Below are 22,767 nucleotides of genomic sequence, written 5' to 3' on the forward strand. Positions count from 1 at the left end.
TTTCTAGGAGTATTTACCCCCATGACTACTCACGTTGAGCCCCAGAATGGCAAACTCAACCCGCTGTTCAAGCTGGGCGCCTACCTGCGTCACGGCGAGGCCAGCGCCTCCGGCCAGCAGCTGTTTCTCCAGGGCGGCCGCCAGGCTGATGTCTTCTACCGCAACCGCTGGGCCTTCGACAAGATGGTCCGTTCTACGCACGGCGTGAACTGCACCGGTTCCTGCTCGTGGAAGGTCTATGTCAAAGACGGCGTCATCACCTGGGAGTCCCAGGCAGTGGACTACCCCACCACCGGCAATGACATGCCGGAATACGAACCGCGCGGCTGCCCGCGTGGTGCCTCCTTCTCCTGGTACACCTACTCGCCCACCCGCGTGCGCTACCCGTACGCCCGTGGCGTGCTCGTCGACATGTACCGCGAGGAAAAGAAGAAGACCGGAGACCCGGTCCTCGCCTGGCGCGCCATCCAGGAAGACCCGGACAAGCGCGCGGCCTATATCTCGCAGCGCGGCAAGGGCGGACTCATCCGCATCACCTACGAGGAGGCCATCGAGATGGCCGCCGCGGCACACGTCTACACCATTCGTGAGCACGGCCCCGACCGCATCTTCGGCTTCACCGTTATTCCGGCCATGTCGCAGGTCTCCTACGGCGCCGGCTCGCGCTTCCTCCAGCACATCGGCGGCGTAGCACTCTCCTTCTATGACTGGTACGCCGACCTTCCGCCGGCCTCCCCGCAGACCTTCGGCGACCAGACGGACGTCCCAGAGTCGGGCGACTGGTACAACTCGTCCTACCTCATGATGTGGGGCTCCAACATTCCGGTGACCCGTACGCCGGACTCCCACTTCATGGTCGAGTCCCGCTACCGCGGCACCAAGGTCGTTGTCGTCTCCCCGGACTTCGCAGATAACACGAAGTTCGCCGACGAGTGGGCGCAGATCAACCCGGGCACCGACGCGGCGCTCGCGTTCGCCATGGGCCACGTCATCTTAAAGAAGTTCCACGTTGACCGCCAGGAACCGTACTTCATGAACTACATGCGTAAGTTCACGGACTCACCGTTCCTCCTCACTCTCGAGGACCGCGGGGATGGCACGTACACCCCAGGCAAGTTCCTCACTGCAGCCCAGCTTTCCGATGCCTCCCTCAACGGCTCCCCCAATGCCGCCTACCGCACGCTCGTCATGGAAGAAGACGGCAAGGTCGTCGACCCCGGCGGCACGATGGCAGACCGCTGGGACATGGAATCCTCCAAGTGGAACCTGTCGCTGGACAACGCCGATCCGGTCATGTCCATCGCGGAGACCGACTCCTACTCCACCGCCGAGGTGCTCTTCCCGCGCTTCGACCTCGATGCTGACCCGAGCGATGTGGGCACCGATAAGCCGATCGGCGCAGGCATTGTCCACCGTGGCGTCCCGGTCCGCGAGGTCGACGGTCAGCTCGTGACCACCGTCTTCGACGTGTTGCTCGCCCACTATGGCGTCAACCGCGAAGAGCTCAATCTCCCGGGTTCCTGGCCCAAAGACTTCTACGATGCCTCTGAGGTCGGCACCCCAGCCTGGCAGGAGGAGCTCACCGGCGTCGCCGCTGAGACCTGCATCCGCATCGGCCGCGAGTTCGCGCAGAACGCCGCGGACTCGCAGGGCCGCTCCCAGATCATCATGGGCGCCGGCGTCAACCACTACTTCCACGCCGACACCATTTACCGCACGTTCCTGGCGCTGACCTCCATGTGTGGCACGCAGGGTGTTAACGGCGGCGGCTGGGCTCACTACGTGGGCCAGGAGAAGCTGCGCGCCGTCAACGGTTGGACGCAGTGGGCCATGGGCACGGACTGGCAGCGTCCGCCGCGCCACATGATTTCCACCGGCTTCTACTACTTCGCCACGGAGCAGTACCGCTACGACAACTCGCACGCCTCGCACCTGGGCTCGCCGCTAGCTAGCCACGGCTCCATCGAAGACAAGATGGCCGCCGACACCATGGTCGAGGCCATGAACCGCGGCTGGATGCCCTCCTACCCGCAGTTCAACAAGAACTCGCTGCTCCTCGCGGACGAGGCCAAGGCCGCTGGCCAGGACATCAAGGACTACGTTGTCAACCAGCTGGAATCCGGCGACCTCGAGTTCTCCTACAACAACCCGTCGGCCAAGGAAAACTGGCCGCGCATCCTGCTCAACTGGCGCACGAACCTGCTGGGTTCTTCCGCCAAGGGCACGGAATTCTTCCTGCGCCATCTGCTGGGCGTGGACTCGGACGCCACCGCGGCCGAGCTCTCCCCGGAGGAGCGCCCGAAGTCCATCACCTGGGTCGACGACGCGCCTGAGGGCAAGCTCGACCTCATGCTGACCACGGACTTCCGCAACACGTCCACGACGCTCGTCTCCGACATCGTACTCCCAGCCGCCACCTGGTATGAGAAGCACGACATGTCCTCGACGGATATGCACCCGTACCTGCACTCCTTCAACGCGGCGATTAACCCGCCGTGGGAGGCACGCACGGACTTCGAGGTCTTCCGTGACCTCGCTGCCTCGCTGTCCGCGATGGCCGTGAAGTGGCTGGGCACGCAAACCGACGTGGTCACACAGCCGAGCCACCACGACACCCCGGATGAGATGGGCATGGCCCGCGGAATCGTCCCCGATATCAAGGAAGTCGGCCTCGTCCCGGGGCTGACCATGCCGAAGATCGCCACCATCGAGCGCGACTACACGAAGATCTACGAGAAGTGGACCCACTTGGGCCCGCTGTCGGCCAAGGCCGGCACCGGCGTCCACGGCACGAAATTCAACGTGGAAAAACAGGTCGAAGAGCTTAAGCTCATCTGCGGCACCGAGAAGACCTCCATGGGCGAGCTCGTGGATCTCACGAAGGACACCAAGGTCATCGACGCCATCCTGCACCTATCCGGCGTCTCCAACGGCGAGCTCGCCAAGCAGGGCTTCGAGTTCCTCTCGTCGCGTACCGGCAAGGACCTCACCCCGCTCGGCACCGCTGACGAGGATGTGCGCATCACGTGGGATTCCATCAAGGAGCGCCCCACCGAGATCATCACCTCCCCGGAGTGGACCGCGGATAAGCGCAATGGCCGTCGCTACACGGCGTTTAGTATCAACGTCGAGTTCGACAAGCCGTGGCACACGATTACCGGCCGCATGCACTACTACATCGACCACGACTGGTTCATGGACTACGGCGAGTCACTGCCCGTCTTCCGTCCGCCGCTCGACCACCTGCGCATGCACGGCGAGTTCGAGCCTGGCCAGCAGCTGACCAACGACCGCGGGGAGGCCGAGGTAACCGTGCGTTACCTCACCACGCACAACAAATGGTCCATCCACTCGCAGTACTTCGATAACCTGCACGTGCTGTCCATCTCCCGCGGCGGCCAGGTCGTGTGGATGTCTGATAAGGACGCGGCCAAGATCGGCGTCGCCGACAACGAGTGGGTTGAGGTCTACAACCGCAACGGCGTCGTCTCCGCCCGCGCCATCGTCTCCCACCGCATCCCGGAGGGCACGATGATTATGAACCACGCCCAGGAGCGCACAGTGGGTACGCCGCTCAACGAGCACACCGGCCGCCGCGGCGGCACGCACAACTCGCTCACGCGTATTTCCATCAAGCCGGTCCACATCGCCGGCGGCTACGGCCAGCTCACCTATCACTTCAACTACATCGGCCCAACCGGCAACAACCGTGACGAGGTCACGCGCGTGCGCCGTCGTTCCCAGGAGGTTACGTACTAATGAAGGTCATGGCACAAATCTCCATGATTATGAACCTGGACAAGTGCATCGGTTGCCACACGTGTTCAGTCACCTGTAAGCAGGCATGGACCAACCGCGAAGGCACCGAGTACATCTGGTTCAACAACGTCGAGACCCGTCCGGGTCTGGGCTACCCGCGCACCTGGGAGGACCAGGAGAAGTGGAAGGGCGGCTGGGAGCTCACCTCTTCCGGCAAGCTCAAGCCCAAGGCAGGCGGACGCTTGAAGAAGCTGGCCACCATCTTCCACAACCCGAACCTGCCCACCATCCAGGACTACTACGAGCCGTGGAGCTACCAGTACGAAGACCTCATGGGGGCCAAGGCCGGGCAGAAGACCCAGCCCACCGCCAAGCCGGTCTCCCAGATCGACGGCCGCGAGATCAACAAGATTGAGTGGTCCTCCAACTGGGACGATAACCTCGGCGGCTCCACCACCACGATGGACGCAGACCCCACGCTGCACAAGATGAATCTCTCCGTGAAGAAGGAGATCGAGGATTCGTTCATGTTCTACCTGCCGCGCATCTGCGAGCACTGCATGAACCCCACCTGCGTGTCCTCCTGCCCGTCCGGCGCCATGTACAAGCGCGCCGAGGACGGCATCGTCCTCGTTGACCAGGACCAGTGCCGCGGCTGGCGTATGTGCGTCTCCGGCTGCCCCTACAAGAAGGTTTACTTCAACCACAAGACCGGCAAGGCTGAGAAATGTACTCTCTGCTACCCGCGCCTTGAGGTCGGCCAGCCGACCGTCTGCTCCGAGACCTGCGTGGGCCGCCTGCGCTACCTCGGCGTCATCCTCTACGACGCTGACCGCGTCGCCGAGGCCGCATCCGTCCCGGACGAGAAGGACCTCTTCGAGGCACAGAAGTCCATCATGCTCGACCCGCACGACCCGGAGGTCGTCAAGGCCGCCCAGGCTGCGGGCATCCCACACTCCTGGATCGATGCCGCGCAGAACTCGCCCATCTACGACCTCATCTTCAAGTACGGTCTGGCACTGCCGCTCCACCCGGAGTACCGCACGCTGCCCATGGTCTGGTACATCCCGCCACTGTCCCCCATCGTCGACCAGGTGACCAAGTCCGGCAACGACGGCGAGGACCACAAGATCCTCTTCTCCGCCTTGTCGAATATGCGCATCCCGCTCGAGTACCTCGCAGGCCTGTTCACGGCCGGCGACACGGTGCCCGTCGAGAAGTCCCTGCGCCGCCTCGTCGCCATGCGTTCCTACATGCGTGATATCAACCTGGGCAACGAACCGCAGGAAGAGATCGCACAGGCCGTCGGCATGACCGGCGAAGACATGCTCTCCATGTACCGTCTGCTGTCTATCGCTAAGTACGATGACCGCTACGTCATCCCGACTGCGTCCCCGGAGACCCCGCGCGGCATCGCCTCGCTCGATCCCTTCGGCAACGTCGACCCGTCCCGCGCCAGCGACGATGTCTTCCATGACCTCGGCATGGGCGCTCCGGAAGCCTGCCACACCGAGGGTGCGGCGGCATCGGGAGGCAAGGTCTCCTTGCTCAGCTGGACGGGCGACCGCCCGGACTCCATGTTCCCGGAGCGCTAAATGGGTATCTTCGAAAAGCTCGCCGCGCGCATGCCGGTGCCCCAGCCTGACGATGCCCCCGCGGGCTTCGGCACGCCCGCCGGCATCGGCAGCATGGGCGGCGCCGCCGACGTCAAGCGCACCGTGCGCACGCATACCGGTAAGGTGCCAGCAACGCTCGTCGCGCCCGTCGCGGTTACCGACGACCAGCGGCGCATCGTCGCCATGGCCGCCTCCGTGCTGCTGCGTTACCCGGGCGAGGATTACCTCGAGCGCCTCGACATCGTCCAGGAGCAGCTCGGTGAGCTGCCCATGACGATTGCGACGGACTTCATGTCCTTTGCGGACTGGGCGCGCTCGACCGGCCTGCGTGGGCTCGAGGAGCACTACGTCGAGACCTTCGATCAGCGCCGCCGTTGCTCGCTCTTCCTCACCTACTACGCGGTGGGCGATACGCGCCAGCGCGGCATGGCCATCCTGTCCATCGGTGAGCAGCTCACGTCTTTGGGCTTTGAGCTCGACTCCGATGAGATGCCAGACCACCTCTGCGTCATGCTCGAGGCACTCGCCTACACCGAGGGCGAGCCGCATGCCCGCGCGGTGGAGATGCTCGCCAGCTATCGTGAAGGCATCGAGGTGCTCCGCGCCGCGCTGGAGCAGCTTGGCTCTCCGTATTCGCACCTCATCGTCGCGCTATGCAAGGCCCTGCCCGACGTCGACGAGGAGACCGCGCAGAAATACGTTGACCTTATCCGAACCGGCCCGCCCGCTGAGATGGTGGGTATCGCCGATCTTCCCTTCCCCACCGCTCAACCCGACATTCATTAAGGATCCACCATGGAACATTTCAATAACTTCCTCTGGGGTGCGTTCCCGTGGCTCGCTATCGCCGCCTTCTTCGTGGGCATCTTCTGGCGCTGGCGCACCGACCAGTTCGGCTGGACCACGCACTCGTCCCAGATTTACGAATCCAAGCTGCTGCGTCTGTCCTCCCCGCTCTTCCACTGGGGCATGGTCTTCGTCGTCATCGGCCACCTCATGGGCCTGGCAATGCCCAAGTCCTGGACCCGTGCCGTGGGCATTTCTGACCACGCCTACCATCTCATCGCGACGATCCCCGGCTCCATCGCTGCCGTCGCCGTGGTCCTCGGCTTCTGTGGCCTGCTCTACCGCCGCATTGTCAACCGCTCCGTCTTCCTGTCCACCTCGAAGTCGGACAAGGTGATGTACGTCTTCCTGGGCCTGGCGCTGCTCTCGGGCACCATCGCGACGTTCTCCACCCAGGTCTTCGGCGGCCCGCAAGGCTACGACTACCGTGAGACCATCTCGCCGTGGCTGCGCGACCTCATCGTGTTCAATATCCACCCGGAGACGATGGTTGACGTCCCCTGGCAGTTCAAGCTCCACGTCCTCGCTGGCTTCACCATCATCGCCGTGTGGCCGTACACCCGCCTGGTCCACGCGTTCTCCGCGCCGGTCGGCTACGTCACGCGCCCGTATGTGGTCTACCGCTCCCGCGATTCCCGCGCGACGGACATGCGCCGCCACGTCGCCTGGGAGCCGGTGCGCAACCACCACTCCCAGCTCGACAAGTCCGAGACACCTTCGCACGGTGCCTAACCGGCGCCCTGCCCCACCAACGCCCGCTCTCCTCGCACAGGAGCGCGGGCGTTTCCCTATCCCCGTGTCATTTTTCGCCGCCTAAGCCTCCGGATTCGTCGGTTTTGAGAACCTTCGTCGACCAAAAATTCCGCCCCGTGACGGGGAGACACAAAGACACCGCGCCTCGAACCGGGGCGCGGTGTCTCGGGTGCCAGGTGGCTGCGGTCTACTCAGTGACGATGATCTTGCCGTGCTGGCCCTTCTCGGCGTTCGTCATGATGTGGTTGACGAAGCTGTACGTGCCGGGCTCGTTGAAGGTCATCTCCACGAAGCCGCCTTGCGCAGGCAGGAGATCGAGGGCCTGCGAGCCTGTCTGCTTCTCGTCGCGGATGAGGTACGTGCCCTCCTTGTAGACGGTGTCAAACTGCTCGCCCACGACGTGGAAGCTCAGCGGCTGGTCCGGGCCGACGTTAAGGACCCACAGGCGGACGGTCTCGCCGACCTTGGCGTGCAGCGGCTCGAGGTCGTACTGGTTGGGGTAGCCGTTAAACGCCATGAGGTCGAAGTCACCGTTCGCGACGCGGTCGGGGTTGGCACCGATGGCTTGGTCGCCGAGGAAGACGTCGGAGGCCACGAACGTGTACTCGCCGTCAACGTCGCTCAGGGCATCGTCGCCGACCGGGTCGATGATGACCGCGCCCATCATGCCGTTGGCGATGTGGAGGCTCATCGGGTCGGTCGAGCAGTGATACATCCAGATTCCCGAGCGGTTGGCGGTGAACTCGTAGGTGAGCTCCTCGCCGGGCTCGATGGTCGCCATGGTGGTGTCGGGGTTGACCTCGCCGGCGTGGAAGTCGACGGAATGGCCCATGGTGCCGTTGTTGACAAGCGTGATCTTGAACGTGTCACCCACCTTACCGTGAAGCGTCGGACCCGGGGCTTGGCCGTTAAAGAGCCACTGCACTTGTTTCACGCCCGGCGCGACCTCGCGGACTTCCTCGGTCATCTCCCACGTCTCCTCGTGGACCGTGCCCGTCGACGGTGCCAGAGCGGCGTCGCGCGCCTCGAAATCGTCGCGCTTCTTCGTGCGGTCCGCAGCCGACGGCACGGTGACAAACGGGTTGGAGGCACCGGCGACGGCATGGTTGTGCTCACCAGATGAGGCTTCGGAGTTCGCACCCGTCGCATGCACCATGAACGTCATGCCCTGCATCTCGTGGCCAGCAATCGTGCAGATGCCCTTGATGTCCTCCGTGATGACGCCCGCGTCGAGCTGCGCGGACTTGCCCGGCTCGATGCGGCCGGTCTCGTTATCGCCGATCTTCAAGTCGTGGACCTTGTCGCCGGTGTTCGTAAAGTTCACGATGAGGCGCGAGCCCGCGGGCACGTCCACGGAATTCGGCACGAAGGCCATGCCGTCCACGGTGACATCGACAACGACATCGTCTCCAGATGCCGCGACCGGAGCCGCCGGCGATGAGGCCTTGTTCGTTGCCGTCGTGTTCACCACGGCGAGCACGACCACGGCCGCGATGGCGAGGCCAATGAGCAGCCAGGCGGCCCAGCCGTTGGCGTTCGACTTCGCCGGTTGAGACGGCTGGGACGGTTGGGAGGGTTGCGGGGACATAAGATTCGTCATGCGGACTTCCTAACTTTCAGCGACCAGCAGATAGCCGCCACGTGACCGATGAGGCCTAACCCCATCATGATAATCCCGGCCAGTGCTGGGCCGGTAAGCGTAATGAGCGCGCCGAGGTTGACCAGCACCACACGCGCGGGCGCCGCGAACGTGCCGCGTCGACGCCCTTCGTAAACGGCCTCACGCCCACCACCGCGCAGCGTGGGCAGCAGGTGCGTGAGCACGCCCGTAACGAGCTGGAGCAGCCCGCCGCCCACGAAGGCTGGCATGAGCACGAGGGTGACGGCCCGGGGGAAGGCTCCGGCCAGGACTGAGGCGGCATCGGCAGCATTGAGCGCCACCATCCAGAACACTCCGGCCAGCACGCTTGCCGATGCCGCCGTCACCTGCGGCGCCCCGCCCAGCACGCCCGACACGACCGACGCGATTACGAGCGCACTGGCGAGCACAGTGAGCAGCTGCGCAATGCCCGCGGGCAAGGGCAGGCCGAGCGCGTAGCACACGACGGCGGCCGAAAGCCCACTGCAATGCACCGTGAGCGCACGCAGGCAGCGGGCGCGGGCGGTGGGCGAAATCTTCGTGTTGGAGAGGGTGGGCAGCAGCGTCACCACGGTGCCGACGATGGTGAGCAAGGCAAAGCCCCAGACCGCCGCGCGTTGGTGGGCCGCGATGAGCGAGGAATAGTTGCCCACTCCCCGCCCGGCGAGCACGGCGCAGACGACGGCGACGATCATGAAGGCGGCGGCTGCGATGTAAAAGGGCACGGTGACGGCGAAGGACCCGGCGAGCGAACCGCGCAGAGCGCGCGCGATGGCCCAGATGTGCCACGCGAGGGAGGCAATGATGAGGAGCGAGGCGGCATCGGCAAGCGGGCCCCAGTCATAGCCCGCGCGGTCGATGAGTAGGAAGAGGAGTCCCACCTGGACGAGCGCCACGCGCGCGGCAACGGCGCGGTAATTCTGTGTCGCGGTGCGGGTGAGCGCCTCGGCGAAGTGCGTGGAATAGACGATGATCGCCGTGGTGAGCGCGCCGATGGTAAACGGGTGGATGAGCTCCCACCAGATGACAGGTGCGCCGAATTGGCGGGCGATGACGTAGCCCATGCCAATAAAAATCCACAGCGCGATGACCGCGAAGGCCAGCGTGTGCCAGCGGCGGCGGCCTGCGAGCGAGACGTCGCTCAACGGCGCGGCCTGCGCTTTAAGCCGTGGTTGCGGTGCGCTGGGGCCGAGTCCTATCTCCATGACGCGCCTCCTTCCAGGTAAGAATTATGCCGGTAACTAAGAACACGAGCACCGCGAGGATGGTCGCGAGCCCGCCCGATTGATAGGCCCCGGTGTACTGGCGCAGATCCGCGTAGATGCGCAGGGCCAACCCCAGGTGCAACACGATGAGCGGCACGTAGAGCGCCGGGTGGTACGGGAGCTTGCGCCGGATGACGGAGGTCAAAATGGTCGGCGCGTGGGCGAAGATCATGGAGATGACGAAGCCCAGGAAGACCGCGTGGATGGATGCATCGTAGGCAAAGCCCGTCACGTCCGGTCCGAAGGCCAGCCAGAACACGCCGCCAAGGGCGAGCCAGCCGTAGCCGGCGAGCATCGCGATGGCCGTATAGCGCGGCAGGCCGGTGGACCGCACGAGGTTCTTCGCGACGTCGAGCTGGGCCGCGCGGGCCGCACACGCGACGAGGGTGAGCCCCATGACGCGGTAGCCAATGGCCGGGTTGGCGAGGAAGAGCACCGCCGCGGCGGCGAGTGCCAACACGAGTGCGGCGAGCGAACCTCCGGCGCGGGCGCCGGACATGGTAAGCCGCGCGAGCTCCATGCGTTCACCCAGGATGGTCGCCACGGCGTAGAGCACCGCGAGCGGCATCGCGGCGGCGAATCCGCCGGTGGTGGCCCACTGGACGGCCGCGGAGACTCCGCCGAGCACGCCGACGGCCTGCACGAGCACGGCGAGCATGGGCTGACGGTGGCGGTAAATCTCGGTGTATATCGCGCCGAGGACGAGGAACGAAGCGGCAAAGGCGGCTGCGGGCACGGCACGCGGCAGGCCCGCGAGCAACGTCACGACGCCCAGGACGTGGAACGCCGGTCCCGCCCACGCCCAGGACGTGCGCACGGCGACGGCGCGCTCCAGGCCGATGGCGCCGCCCACGAAGCCAAAGACCATAAGCGGCCCATGGTCGCGCGCGATGGAGGCCGCCGCACCCGCAGGCCCCCACGTAAAGCCGAGCAACGAGGCGCCGGCGGCGAGACCGACGAGGAGCGACGCGCCCGCGACGGCAAGGAACGCCATCCGGTGCGCGACGTTCTGCGTGGCTCGATTATTTTTCACGACTTTTATCGTACTAATATTGAGCCTAAGATAAAAGCGAATATCAACCGAAAGGACCACAGCCATGCAGCTGCCCATCTCTGACGCCCACAAGGGCAACGACATCCCGACCCTCGACGCCACCACGATTCCGCACGCCGTGCGCCACGGCGCCATTCATGGTGCGCTGGGCACCCTCAACGTGGGTGAGTCCATGGTGCTCGTCGCCCCGCATGACCCAATCCCGCTGCTGCGCGAGATCGAGGCCCGCGAGGAGGACTTCGAGCTCGAGTACCTCAAGAAGGAGCCGCAGGAGGTGCACATCAAGTTCACGCGCACCGCGTAAACTCCTCTGCCTTCGCACCATCGCCCCGCCCCACAGTGCGGGGCGATGGTGCGTTTTTCATCAGATATTTGTATTTGCACCCACTAAACTTGAACCCATTACTCGCCTCTGCAGAAAGTTCACTCATGCGTCTTATCCGTCCGCTTCTCGCCGTCCTTGCAGCCTCTGCCACCGCCGTCACCTTGAGCGCCTGCTCCCCGACTCAGCAGAAGGACTCGAGCACCGGCTCGGCCGACACAGTCGCGTCTGCGTCGTCCGATAATTCCGGGGCCTCTAACACCCCGGCTTCCGATGCCGCCGAATCCGTGCAGCTGGCTCTCTTCGCCGCGTCCTCGACGCGCGTCCTCAACGAGGCCATGGAGAAGGCCGCGGCAGACATCCCGGCCACGCTCACCTTCAACAACGGTGGTTCGGCTGCGCTCGTCCAGCAGATCAAGGAGGGCGCTCCGGCGGACCTGTTGCTCACGGCATCGAAGAAGACGATGGACCAAGCGGTCGCGGACGGCACCGTAGACGAGCCGCAGACGCTAGCCGAAAACGTCATGGTCATGGTCGTGCCCAAGGGCAACCCGGCGGGAATCACGTCCCTTGATGACCTGACCGAGGACACGACCTTCGTGCTCTGCGACCCCACCGTGCCGTGCGGCGACGTCTCGACGAAGATCATGGACGACAAGGACCTCGACCTCAAGGCAGACTCGCTCGAGAGCCAGGTCGCGGACGTGCTGGGCAAGGTCACCTCCGGCGAGGCCGACGCAGGCTGGGTCTACTCCACGGACGCCGCAGCCGCCGGTGATGCCGTCGAGGTCATCGAGATTCCGGGAGCCGAGAAGTTCACCAACTCCATCCTGGGCGCCACCGTCAAGGATTCCGAGCACAAGAACGCGGCGACTAAGCTGTTGAATACGCTCGCCGATGACTTCGATTCCACGTGGACGGAGTTCGGTTTCACCCCGGCTGATTAGTTCCCGGATACCCCACCTGCTGTTTACATGAACGCCACTGACCTCGAATCCCCGCTTCGCCTGCGCCGCGCTCCAGTAACGACACCGGTCGTCTTCACCGTGCTGGGTATCGCGGCAGTGGCGTATATCGTAGGGCCCATCATCGCCTTGGGCCTGCGCGTGCCGTGGGGACGCTTCGTCGAGATTGCCGCGCGTGCCGAGACCCGCGAGATGCTCATCATCACGCTCGCGGCAGCCGCACAAGCAACAGTCATCGCGGTAGCACTCGGTGTGGGGCTGGCCGTATGGCTGCACAACCTACGCCGCGGCGCATCCATCGTGCGCCTGCTTGTCTACGTTCCACTGGCCATGCCTCCGGTCGTCGCAGGCCTCGCGTTGACCGCAGCTTTCGGGCGCCGCGGACTGCTCGCCCCGATACTCGACGCCCTCGGCATCCAATTCGCCTTCGACTTCTCCGGCGTCGTGTTGGCGCATATCTTTGTCGCGCTGCCTTTCGTTGTGGTCGCCGTCGACACGGCACTGCGCCAAATCGACGGGGAGATCCTCGCCTCGGCGCGCGGCATTGGGCTCACGCAGTGGCAGATTCTGGGCAAAATCACCGCACCCATGACGGCCCCAGCCATCCTCACGGGCGCCGCGCTCGCCTTCGCACGGTCCCTGGGTGAGTTCGGTACGACCATCACCTTCGCCGGTTCCATGCCTGGAATTACGCGCACGATGCCGCTGGGCATCTACCTCGAGCGCGAAGTAAGCACCGAAAACGCCTACGTGCTCTCAGCCATCCTCATCGCGCTCGCCATCGTCTCGCTCGCGGTGGCTGGCCTGCCGACGCTGGTCCGCAAGACTCCGCGCCAGCGCGCCCGCGAGCTGGGGTGTCTCGATTCCGCGCGCCTGCGCGAGCTCACCGCACCGGACTCAGCGGCCGCGGTCACGGTGTCCCACGGCGACCACACGACGGTCTTCCCGGCCGGCACGATCTCCGCCATCATCGGCGAAAACGGCGCCGGTAAGACGACGCTCATGAATATCATCGCCGGCCGCGTGCGCGCGGACGTCACAGTGGACGCTGGCGGCGGACGCGTGGTCATGCTCACGCAGCGGCCGGGCCTGCCGCCCACGACGACGGCGTTGGGAGCCGTCGCTATGGTCGTCGGCCGCGAGAAGGCAGCACAGATGCTCGATGCCGCCGGACTCGCCGATGTCGCCGACGCCCGCGTGCCCACGCTCTCCGGCGGCCAGGCCGCGCAGGTCGCCCTGGTCCGCGCGCTCGCTGCGCGTCCGGCGGTGCTCATCCTTGACGAGCCACTCGCCGCCGTGGACGTCGCCTCAGCCGCGCGGTGGCGCCGCTTTCTCCATGCCACCGCGCACGACCGTACGACACTCATGGTCACTCACAACGCGCTCGACGTCGCGGGACTCTCCTCCTTCGCGGCCGTACTCGAGGGCGGCCAGGTTGTCACCGCGGGCCCCACGGACACGCTGCTGCGCACGCCGCCCACGCCGTTCGTCGCGGGACTGGCGGGACTCGGGATGCTCCGTGTGACGGTCACCAGCACCGACGAGGTCGTGTGCGCTGGCACGCGACTGCGCGTCGACACCGATGGCCTGCCGGAAGGCGCCGCCGCGTTGGCCACGTTCCGACCGACGGCGGCCAACATCGTGGACTCAGACGACGGCCTGGCGGGCAAGGTCATCGCGGTCACGGCGACGACGCTGGCGGATGCGACGGCGAGCGTCGACCTCGGCGCGGGCGTCGTGGACGTGCCCATCGATGCCGCCACCGCGGATGCTCTTACTCCGGGCATGAGCGTGCGCTGCCAAATTCCGGCCTCAGAGCTCAAGATCTACGCTGCAACGTCGTAGCCTTGACTTTCGGGGTGGTGTATTATTTACGGGGTTCGTGATGTTTATTACAACATCGCAGAAGAATGGGTACGCCGCTCCACGCGGAGTAATCTCAAAGCTGTTATCTCTTCGAGTGAACGTTTTCGCGCTCTGTTCAAGCGCTTGTCATCAAGGATGTGAGTATGCCTTCTACGCCGCGCTCATCCACTGAGCTCTTTCCCGAGGCCCTGCGCCTGTCTCCTAAGCAGCGCGAAGTTCTCACCACGCTGCAAGATTTCCCGCAAGGCGCACGCGCCGCGGAGATCGCAGACGAGCTCGACATGCATGTCAACACCGCCCGCGGCCACCTCGACGAACTCGTCGCCGCTGGTGCCGTGCGTGTGATTACCGCGCCCGCCAAAGGCCGCGGACGACCGTCGCTCATCTTCCAGGTGCGCATTCCGGACAACCGCTCCATCGCCGAGGAATACGTCGCGCTCATCAGCCTCATGGCGGAGATGCTCGCGGACAAAGACAGCCTTGACGATTTCCAGTCCGAGCAGGCCCGCGAGATTGGCCGCCGGTGGGCACAGACCATGACAGACTGCGGGCGCGACGGTGACGATCCGCTCTCCCCGCTCTACCGCAAGATGCGCGACATGGGCTTCGATCCCACCATCGACGCCCAGGAACTTAATTCCACCGGCGTCTCCGCGATGGAGCTGCATGCCTGCCCGTTCGTCGCGGCGGGCGTCCATCCCTCTCCCTTCGTGTGTGCAGTCCACGACGGCTACCTCGATGAGCTCTCGCGCCGCGACCTCAAGGGACGCCTGCACCTCAAGCTCATTCCGAAGTCCGGAAACCGCATCTGCCAGGTTCACATCGAGCGCGTTGAGGCGGCTGAGCCCGCCGCTGCTGAGCCTGCGATGACGACTGCAGGCAGCGCAGCGTAAGACTAAAGCCCGAGCGGCGTGCTGCGGCTCGCGCCCCACGACGACAGCTCCCCTTGCCGTTGGCAAGGGGAGCTTTTGTCGTGCGTCTCTGTCCGGTGTCTAGGCCCGGGAGACGGTGACCTCGACGGGGCCTGCGACCTCGAGCTCGAGGACGCGCAGGCCAGCGGCGCGGGCGTCGTCGAGAATGGCGGCATCGATAGGCTCAGTGTGCAGGACCGCACAGGTCGGGCCCGCGCCGGAGAGGTACGCGGCGTAACCGCGGTTGCGCAGGCGGTTGACCCACTCTGCGGTCACCGGCAGGACGTCCGAACGGTACGGCTGGTGCAGGCGGTCGCGCGTGCCTTCCCAGAGCAGCTCCGGGTAGTGCTGAAGCGCTGCGACCTGAACGGCGGTACGCGACACGTTGAAGGCGGCATCGGAATGCGTGACGTGCGACGGCAGCACGCGGCGCACAGCCTGCGTCGACGCGTGGAAGTCCGGGATGAGCGCAGTGACCTTGATGTCCGGGTGAACGTCAAGGGTTGCGGCCTTGTACTCCGGCGCAGTGCGGCCGTCGACGGGGACGGTGGTCCACGAGACGACGGCCTGGCCAAGGGCAGACGCAGACGAGTTATCCGGATGGCCCTCGAAAGCTGCAGAGAGCTGCACCAGCTGCTCAGTGGTGAGCGGTGAGCCCGCCAGGCCGTTGCCGGCGGCGACGCCCGCGACGGCGGCGGAGGCCGAGGAGCCAAGACCCCGCGACTGCGGGATGGTGTTGTGGCAGACCACGCGCAGGCCCGGGGCGTGCGCGTCCGCGGCGGTGAGCGCCGCACGGATGGCCTTAACCACGAGGTGGGAGCCATCGTGCGGAAGCTCGTCCGCGCCCTCGCCGAAGATCTCCACCTCGAGGCCGGAGGCAGTGACCTCGACCTCGACGGTGTCGTAGAGGCTCAGCGCAATGCCGAGGGTGTCGTAACCGGGGCCCAGGTTCGCCGAGGAGGCCGGAACCTTCACCGTGGCGGTCGTGCCGACTTCAATGTCAATGCTCATGAAGAATTACCTTAGTCGAGCGGACTTAGTTGTCGAGGCGGATCACGGAGTTGACCGCGTGGACGTCGTCAAGGCCAGAGAGGTGCTCGACAATGTCCTCGAGGACAGATTCGCGCGCAGCGTGCGTGACGACGATGAGGCGGGCGGTCTTGCCGCGGTCTTCCTGGCGCACGGTACGCAGCGAGACGCCGAACTCGGCGAAGACGTTGGAGATAGCCGCGAGCACGCCGGTGCGGTCCGCGACCTCCATGTCGATGTGGTAGCGAGTCTCAACCTCGCCGAAGGCGGCGATGGGCAGGTGCGCGTAGGTGTTGTCCTCCGGAGCGCGGCCGCCGTGGACCTTGTTGCGCGAGGCACCGACGAGGTCACCGAGGACGGCCGAGGCGGTCGGGTTACCGCCCGCACCGTTGCCGTAGAACATGAGGGAGCCTGCGGCCTCGGCCTCGACGAAGATCGCGTTGTAGGACTTGTTGACCGACGCCAGCGGGTGGTCCTTCGGCACGAGGGTCGGGTGGACGCGGGCGTTGACGGACTCGGTGCCGTCCGCAGCGGTGAGACGCTCGCAGATGGCAAGGAGCTTGATGGAGTAGCCAGCCCGGTCGGCGGCTTCGATGTCCTCGGCGGTGATCTTGGTGATGCCCTCGCAGTAGACGTCGTCGAACGTCACGCGCGTGTAGAAGCCGAGGGAGGCGAGGATGGCTGCCTTGGAGGCGGCGTCATGCCCCTCGACGTCGGCGGTGGGGTCGGCCTCGGCGTAGCCCAGGCGGGTGGCCTCGGCGAGCGCGTCCTCGTAGGAGGCACCGGTGGTCTCCATCGCGTCGAGGATGAAGTTCGTGGTGCCGTTGACGATGCCGGAGATGCGCTGGATCTTGTCGCCCGCCAGCGAGCGGCGCAGCATGCCCACGACCGGGATGGCGGCGGCGACGGCAGCCTCGAAGAAGAGGTCGACGCCCGCGGCGTTAGCGGCGGCGGCGAGCTCATCCGCGTGCGCGGCGACAAGCGCCTTGTTGGCGGTCACGACGGACTTGCCGGCGTTGAGCGCAGCGAGGACGAGCTCGCGCGGGTAGTCGATGCCACCGATGACCTCGACGACGACATCGACGTCGTCGCGGTTGATGAGTGCGTGAGCATCCGTGGTCAGCAGCTCCGCAGGAACGCCCGGGCGCTCCTTGGAGGTGTCCGATACGGCGATGCCGCGAACGGCGACGGGGCCGCCGATGCGCTGCTCAAAGTCGTTGGCATTGTCGTTGATGAGTCGGAACACCTCGGCACCAACGGTACCCATACCCAACAGCGCGATGCCGACGGTCGCGCCGATACCCTTGCCGTGGCCATAGGTGGTTGCTGCCTGGTTATTCGCCATGAGGTGTCCCCTTGAAAATAGTGGGTGTAATAATTACTTCCGCTCATAATACAGACCCCTCGGTCTACTCGCGCACTAGTCCCCCGCCGATGGGTGGCAAATCAGTAGGTGAAAACGCACGACGCTCCGCTGGCCTGGGAATTCCAGACCGCGGTGCGTGAATAAAAGTGCGTGCGGCGGGCTTTAGTCGGCCTCGAGAGCAAGCAGATCCGCGACGGTTTCGCGGCGCAGCATGAGGCTGGCGTCGCCGTTGCGCACGGACACGACGGCTGGGCGCAGGGCCCCGTTGTAACGCGAGGACATCATGTACTGGTACGCGCCCGTCGTAGCAAAAGCGACGAGGTCGCCCGTCGTGATGTCGCCGGGGAGCTTGCGCTCGTCGATGAGAATATCGCCGGACTCGCAGTGGAAGCCCACGACGCGGGAGTCGACGGGCGTGGCCTCGGTCTCGCGGCCGACGAGGCGCACGTCGTACTCGGAGCCGTAGAGAGCCGGGCGGATATTGTCCGACATGCCGCCGTCAACGGACAGGTAGCGGCGGATAGGCAGCTCGGCCTTGCCGGTTTCCACGTCCTTGACGGTACCGACGCGGTAGAGCGTCACCGCGGAGGCACCCACGAGGGAGCGGCCGGGCTCGACGAGGACAAAAGGCGCGGCGATGCCCAGCTCCTGGGCCGTGCGGTCGACGGCGGCCAGCAGATCCGCGGCGAGCGACGCGACGTCGAGGGCTTGCTCGTATTCCATATACGGAATACCGAAACCGCCGCCCAGGTCGAGCTCGGGCAAGGCGACGCCGAGCTCAGTGTGGATGCGCTTGTAGAGCGAGAGCACGCGCTCGGCGGCAAGTTTGAAGCCCTCCGCGTTGAAGACGGATGATCCGACGTGGCAGTGCAAGCCCACGAGGTTGAGGTTGGAAGCCTCGAGGCACGCGCGGGCTGCCTCGAAGGCGGCGCCGGTGGCGAGCGAGATTCCAAACTTCTGGTCCTCGTGCGAGGTGGCGATGAACTCGTGCGTGTGGGCGTCGACGCCGGGCTTCACGCGGATCATGACGTTCTGGACGCGACCCGCCGCGGCGGCAATCTCGTTGAGCTGTGCCAGCTCGCCCTCGTTGTCCAGCACGACGTGCGCCACGCCGTTGTCGACGCAGAGCTCGAGGTACTCCGTCTCCTTGTTATTGCCGTGCGCGGTCATGCGCGACGGCGGGAAGTTCGCGGCGAGCGCGATCTTGCACTCGTTGAGCGAAGCAACGTCAAGGCACAGGCCTTCCTCGTTGACCCAATTGACCACACGCTTGGTGATAAACGCCTTGGACGCGTAGTGGATGTGGTCCGGGCCGCCGAAGGCGTCCGCCATCTCACGGCAGCGCGCACGGAAGTCGTCTTCGTCGAAGACGTAGAGCGGCGTGCCGAACTGCTCGGCGAGCTCCGGCAGCGGGACGCCGGCAATGGTGACGACGCCGTCTTCTTCGCGGCGGGCGTTGCGCGGCCACACGTGCGCCGGCAGCGTGTTGAAGTCGGACGTGCTCACTTACATCTTCTCCGGAGTGGACACGCCCACCATCGTGAGGGCGTTAGCGAGGACCTGACGGGCGGCATCGGCCAGCGCGAGGCGCGCGGAGTGGATCGGCTCGGCTTCCTCGCCAGCCTTGGGCAGGACCTGGCACTGGTCGTAGAAACGGTGGAAGACGCTGGCCAGCTCCTCAGCGTAACGCGCGATGCGGTGCGGCTCGCGGAAGTTCGCGGCGGCCTTAACGACCTCCGGGAACTCGCCGAGGGTACGGATGAGGTCACCCTCCTTGTCGTGCGTGAGCAGCGCGAGGTCCGCGCCCTCTGCGGACACGCCGATCTCAGACGCCTTGCGCAGGATGGAGCAGATACGAGCGTGGCCATACTGCACGTAGTAGACCGGGTTGTCCGAGGACTGCGAGGTCCACAGCCCCAGGTCGATATCGAGCGAAGAGTCGACGGAGGAACGCACCAGCGAGTAGCGAGCGCCGTCGACGCCGATGGCCTCGACCAAGTCATCGAGGGTAATGACGGTGCCGGCGCGCTTGGACATCTTCACGGCGACACCATCGCGCAGCAGGTTGACCATCTGGCCAATGAGGACCTCGACCTGGTTCGGGTCGTAGCCCATGGCCGCGGCGGCCGCGCGCAGGCGCGCGATGTAGCCGTGGTGGTCCGCGCCGAGCATGTAGATGGCGAGGTCGTGGCCGCGGTCAAACTTATCCGCGACGTAGGCGATATCGCCCGCGATGTAGGCGGCGTCGCCGTCGGATTTGATGACCACGCGGTCCTTGTCGTCGCCGTAGTCGGTGGATTTCAGCCACCAGGCGCCGTCCTCGAAGTAGAGCTTGCCGTTGTCCTTGAGGTGAGCGACGGCCTTCTCCACCGCGCCGGACTCGAAGAGGGAGTTCTCATGGAAGTAGACGTCAAAGTCGACGCCGAACTCGTGGAGGGAGTCCTTGATGTGCGCGAACATCATCTCCACACCGGAAGCGCGGAACTTCTCACGGATCTCGTCCTCGGTGCCCTCCAGAGCGTCCGGGACCTGCTCCATGACCTTAGCGGCAATCTCCTGGATATAGTCTCCGCCGTAGCCATCCTCCGGGGTCGGCTCACCCTTTGCGGCGGCAACGAGGGAGTTGGAGAAGCGGTCGATCTGGCGGCCATGATCGTTGAAGTAGTACTCGCGGGTCACGGTGGCGCCGGAGGCCTCGAGCACGCGGCCGAGGGAGTCGCCCACGGCGGCCCAGCGGGTGCCGCCCAGGTGGATGGGGCCGGTAGGGTTCGCGGAGACGAACTCGAGGTTGATCTTCTTGCCCGCGTATTCCTCGTTGGAGCCGAACGCAGCGCCAGCCTCGCGGACCTGGGCGACGATGGCACCCTGCGCGGCGGCGGCCAAGCGGATATTGAGGAAGCCGGGACCGGCGACCTCGGCGGAGTCGATGGCGGCGTCGGCCGAGAGGGCATCGGCAAGCCAGGTAGCAAGCTCGCGCGGGTTGGCGCCGGCCTTCTTAGCGACCTGAAGGGCGAGGTTGGTGGCGTAGTCGCCATGTTCCGGGTTGCGGGGGCGCTCGACGGTCACGGACTCGGGCAGGACGGAGGCGTCCAGATCGTGCGCGGCCATGACGGTTGCGGCGGTGTCGCGAATGAACACGGAAAGATCTGCAGGATTCATAGGGACAAATTCTATAGGTCATGCACGGCCGGGGCACCATTAGTCCCTGCTGGACCGCAGCAGGTTGCACGCCGATGCCCCCGTCTGGCGTGAGGCAGATGTCATAAATCGGGCAAATGTGGAATACATCGCCCACCCCGGTTTAGGCTAAGAGAGACCAACCCATCCTCTTTATCTATCGAGCAGGGCCACCGTGTCCTGCTCTGCCTAGGGAAAGCGAGTTCGTATGAACACCTTTCAGATCACGACAGACGCCATAGCTGGCTCGCCGGCGCTCACCGCGCTGGTGTCCATCTTGCCGCTCGTCGCATTCTTCATCATGCTGCTGGGTATTAAGGCCCGCGCGCACACCTCTGGCGCCGTCGCGTTGCTCGTGGCGCTTGTCATCGCCATCTTCGGCTTCGACATGTCCTTCGGCATGGCCGTCTCTTCCGCCGTGCGCGGCGGGCTCTTTGGCCTGCTGCCCATCGTCTGGGTCATCGTCACCGCCATCTGGTTCTACGAGATCACCGTCGCCTCGGGACGCTTTGAGGATCTGCGCAAGACCTTCGACCTTCTCGGCGACGGCGATATCCGCATCCAAGCCATCCTCATCGCCTTCTGCTTTGGCGGCCTGCTCGAGGCCCTCGCTGGCTTCGGTGCTCCGGTCGCCATTACCGCGACGATGATTCTGGCGCTCGGCGTCAAGCCGCTCAAAGCCGCCACCGTCGTGCTCATCGCAAACACCGCTCCGGTGGCCTTCGGCGCCGTGGGCATTCCCGTCACCACCGCCGGTGAGGTGGGCGGCCGCACCGTCGAACAGACCGCGGACATCGCAGGCCTCATCTCTTCCATCGTCTTCCTCATCGCGGCCGCCGTGCCGTTCTTCATTCTGTTCATCCTTGACGGCTGGCGCGGCGTGAAGGAAGCTGCTCCGGCCGCTGGCGTCGTGGGCGTCTCCTTTGCCATCGCGCAGTGGCTCGCCGCGAATTTCTTTGCCTACCAGCTCACCAACGTCATCGCCTGCATCGTCTCGCTGGGCTGTGCGTTTGCATTCCTGCGCGTGTGGAAGCCCAAGAACGTCGACGCCCTGCGTGAGCGCATGGGCCTGCCGGCGCAGGAGACCTCCACGGATCTCACCGGCTCCCGCATCTGGATGGCCTTGCTTCCCTATGCCGTCGTCACCGCCGTCTTCGGCCTGGCCACCGCCGTGCCGGCTCTCTTCGGCTTCCTCAAGGTGAAGTTCGCCTGGCCGCTGCTCGATGGTACCGTGCTCGCCACGGACGGCAAGCCCATGGACACCGCGTTTAGCTTCAACGTCGTGGGCAACCCGGGCTCGCTGCTACTTATTGCTGGCATCATCGTGGCGGTCATTTACATGTTCTTTAACGAGAACGGCCGCTACACGCTCAAGGCTTCGGACCCCGTCACGAAGTTTGGCGACGTGGCCAACCGCATGAAATGGTCGGCCCTCACCATCATCCTGGTCCTAGCACTCGCCTACACCATGAACTACTCGGGCCAGACCATCGCGATTGGCGAATTCGTGGCCTCGGCCGGCGGCATCTTCGCCCTCTTCTCCCCTGTCCTCGGCTGGGTCGGTACCGCCGTGACGGGCTCGGATACCTCCGCCAACGCCCTCTTCGCCAACCTCCAGGTCACCGCCGCCAACAATATTGGCGTAAACCCGGACCTCATGCTCGCCTCGAATACCGCTGGCGGCGTCGTGGGCAAGATGATCTCCCCGCAGTCGCTCGCCATCGCCGCGACCGCCGTCCAGATGGAAGGCCAGGAGTCCAAGATCCTCAAGGCCGTCGTGGGCTACTCCGCACTCTTCCTCGTGGTGGTCTGCGTCATTGTCTTCCTCATGACGAACGCGCTCGGCTTCCTGGTTCCCTAAAACCACTTTCCTCACGCCCCGTCCACGCTGGATTTCCTTAAGCCAGCGCGGGCGGGCTTTGTGCGTTCTTGGAGGTTACAAGACGCCCATACTATGGATTACCCTCCTGGATTACCCCCGTTTTCTTGTGATTAAATCCTCACGCCCGTTCGGGAATCCGGCTTCCCGGCCCGTCTTTTGACAGCGGCCGCGCAGGTAGCGAATTCCGCAACACTAATGTTGCGGAATAAGCGCAGCTAGGAGCCTATTTTTGCGTCGAATTTACACACAATGCGCGGTACTATTTCATACATAACCCCATAACACGTACACCCAGCAGTCAGTGTCCGTTTCCGTGG

At 65.1% G+C, this 22,767-nt stretch carries 16 protein-coding genes; 9 read left to right on the forward strand and 7 right to left on the reverse strand.

All coding sequences use genetic code 11. The features are described from left to right. The first annotated feature begins 21 nt into the window (after positions 1–21). The 4 genes from ABJ196_RS02705 to narI are packed head-to-tail and all read left to right on the forward strand — an operon-like array spanning position 22 to position 6,953. Complete coding sequence (locus tag ABJ196_RS02705) at positions 22–3,759, forward strand: nitrate reductase subunit alpha (protein WP_347305113.1); 3,738 nt, start codon at positions 22–24, stop codon at positions 3,757–3,759. After that, positions 3,759–5,354: a nitrate reductase subunit beta gene (gene narH, locus ABJ196_RS02710; protein ID WP_347305114.1), complete on the forward strand. Its 1,596-nt coding sequence runs from the start codon at positions 3,759–3,761 to the stop codon at positions 5,352–5,354. Before ABJ196_RS02705 ends, narH begins: the two co-directional genes overlap by 1 nt. Beyond that, complete coding sequence (narJ, locus tag ABJ196_RS02715; RefSeq protein WP_347305115.1) at positions 5,355–6,161, forward strand: nitrate reductase molybdenum cofactor assembly chaperone; 807 nt, start codon at positions 5,355–5,357, stop codon at positions 6,159–6,161. 9 nt (positions 6,162–6,170) lie between these two features. Further along, positions 6,171–6,953 carry a respiratory nitrate reductase subunit gamma gene (narI, locus tag ABJ196_RS02720; RefSeq protein ID WP_066490788.1) on the forward strand — a complete coding sequence of 261 codons (783 nt, stop codon included), beginning with the start codon at positions 6,171–6,173 and terminating at the stop codon, positions 6,951–6,953. A gap of 208 nt (positions 6,954–7,161) precedes the next feature. Here narI and ABJ196_RS02725 read toward each other — a convergent pair whose 3' ends face one another. From ABJ196_RS02725 to ABJ196_RS02735, 3 genes are read right to left on the reverse strand one after another with little or no spacing between them, the layout of a single operon-like run. Then, a complete protein-coding gene (locus ABJ196_RS02725; RefSeq protein ID WP_347305116.1) occupies positions 7,162–8,574 on the reverse strand; it encodes a multicopper oxidase domain-containing protein in 1,413 nt (470 codons plus the stop codon). Beyond that, complete coding sequence (locus ABJ196_RS02730) at positions 8,571–9,818, reverse strand: beta-carotene 15,15'-monooxygenase (protein ID WP_257070712.1); 1,248 nt, start codon at positions 9,816–9,818, stop codon at positions 8,571–8,573. Before ABJ196_RS02730 ends, ABJ196_RS02725 begins: the two co-directional genes overlap by 4 nt. Then, a complete protein-coding gene (locus tag ABJ196_RS02735; protein WP_347305117.1) occupies positions 9,775–10,911 on the reverse strand; it encodes a hypothetical protein in 1,137 nt (378 codons plus the stop codon). The genes ABJ196_RS02730 and ABJ196_RS02735 overlap by 44 nt, the downstream gene beginning before the upstream one ends. A gap of 64 nt (positions 10,912–10,975) precedes the next feature. On the opposite strand from ABJ196_RS02735, the gene ABJ196_RS02740 reads away from it, so the two are divergent. The 4 genes from ABJ196_RS02740 to ABJ196_RS02755 all read left to right on the forward strand — a co-directional run bounded on the left by ABJ196_RS02740 (position 10,976) and on the right by ABJ196_RS02755 (position 14,978). After that, on the forward strand, positions 10,976–11,236 hold the full coding sequence (locus tag ABJ196_RS02740) for a DUF2249 domain-containing protein (protein WP_066490781.1): 261 nt from the start codon (positions 10,976–10,978) through the stop codon (positions 11,234–11,236). A gap of 125 nt (positions 11,237–11,361) precedes the next feature. Further along, positions 11,362–12,201 carry a molybdate ABC transporter substrate-binding protein gene (gene modA, locus ABJ196_RS02745; RefSeq protein WP_347305118.1) on the forward strand — a complete coding sequence of 280 codons (840 nt, stop codon included), beginning with the start codon at positions 11,362–11,364 and terminating at the stop codon, positions 12,199–12,201. A gap of 27 nt (positions 12,202–12,228) precedes the next feature. Further along, on the forward strand, positions 12,229–14,064 hold the full coding sequence (locus ABJ196_RS02750) for an ATP-binding cassette domain-containing protein (protein WP_347305119.1): 1,836 nt from the start codon (positions 12,229–12,231) through the stop codon (positions 14,062–14,064). A 164-nt stretch (positions 14,065–14,228) separates the two neighbouring features. Further along, entirely contained in the window at positions 14,229–14,978 is a 750-nt protein-coding gene (locus tag ABJ196_RS02755; RefSeq protein WP_347305120.1) for a helix-turn-helix domain-containing protein, read from the forward strand. 99 nt (positions 14,979–15,077) lie between these two features. Here ABJ196_RS02755 and thrB read toward each other — a convergent pair whose 3' ends face one another. The 4 genes from thrB to argS form a co-directional block, all read right to left on the reverse strand. Beyond that, positions 15,078–16,007, reverse strand: coding sequence for a homoserine kinase (gene thrB / locus ABJ196_RS02760; protein WP_347305121.1), 930 nt, complete (start codon positions 16,005–16,007; stop codon positions 15,078–15,080). Between the two features lie 25 nt (positions 16,008–16,032). After that, on the reverse strand, positions 16,033–17,370 hold the full coding sequence (locus tag ABJ196_RS02765; RefSeq protein ID WP_347305122.1) for a homoserine dehydrogenase: 1,338 nt from the start codon (positions 17,368–17,370) through the stop codon (positions 16,033–16,035). A 183-nt stretch (positions 17,371–17,553) separates the two neighbouring features. Then, positions 17,554–18,897 (reverse strand): diaminopimelate decarboxylase, encoded by a 1,344-nt coding sequence (gene lysA, locus ABJ196_RS02770; RefSeq protein WP_347305123.1) that lies wholly within the window; start codon positions 18,895–18,897, stop codon positions 17,554–17,556. Further along, the gene (gene argS, locus ABJ196_RS02775) at positions 18,898–20,550 is read right to left on the reverse strand and encodes an arginine--tRNA ligase (protein WP_347305124.1); all 1,653 of its coding nucleotides are present in this window, start codon (positions 20,548–20,550) and stop codon (positions 18,898–18,900) included. A gap of 226 nt (positions 20,551–20,776) precedes the next feature. On the opposite strand from argS, the gene ABJ196_RS02780 reads away from it, so the two are divergent. After that, positions 20,777–22,429 carry an L-lactate permease gene (locus tag ABJ196_RS02780; RefSeq protein WP_347305125.1) on the forward strand — a complete coding sequence of 551 codons (1,653 nt, stop codon included), beginning with the start codon at positions 20,777–20,779 and terminating at the stop codon, positions 22,427–22,429. Positions 22,430–22,767: the final 338 nt, after the last annotated feature.

Origin of the sequence: Corynebacterium sp. SA-MJD20WY100, assembly GCF_039822565.1 — a bacterium.
In the GTDB taxonomy this organism is placed as follows: domain Bacteria; phylum Actinomycetota; class Actinomycetes; order Mycobacteriales; family Mycobacteriaceae; genus Corynebacterium; species Corynebacterium phoceense_A.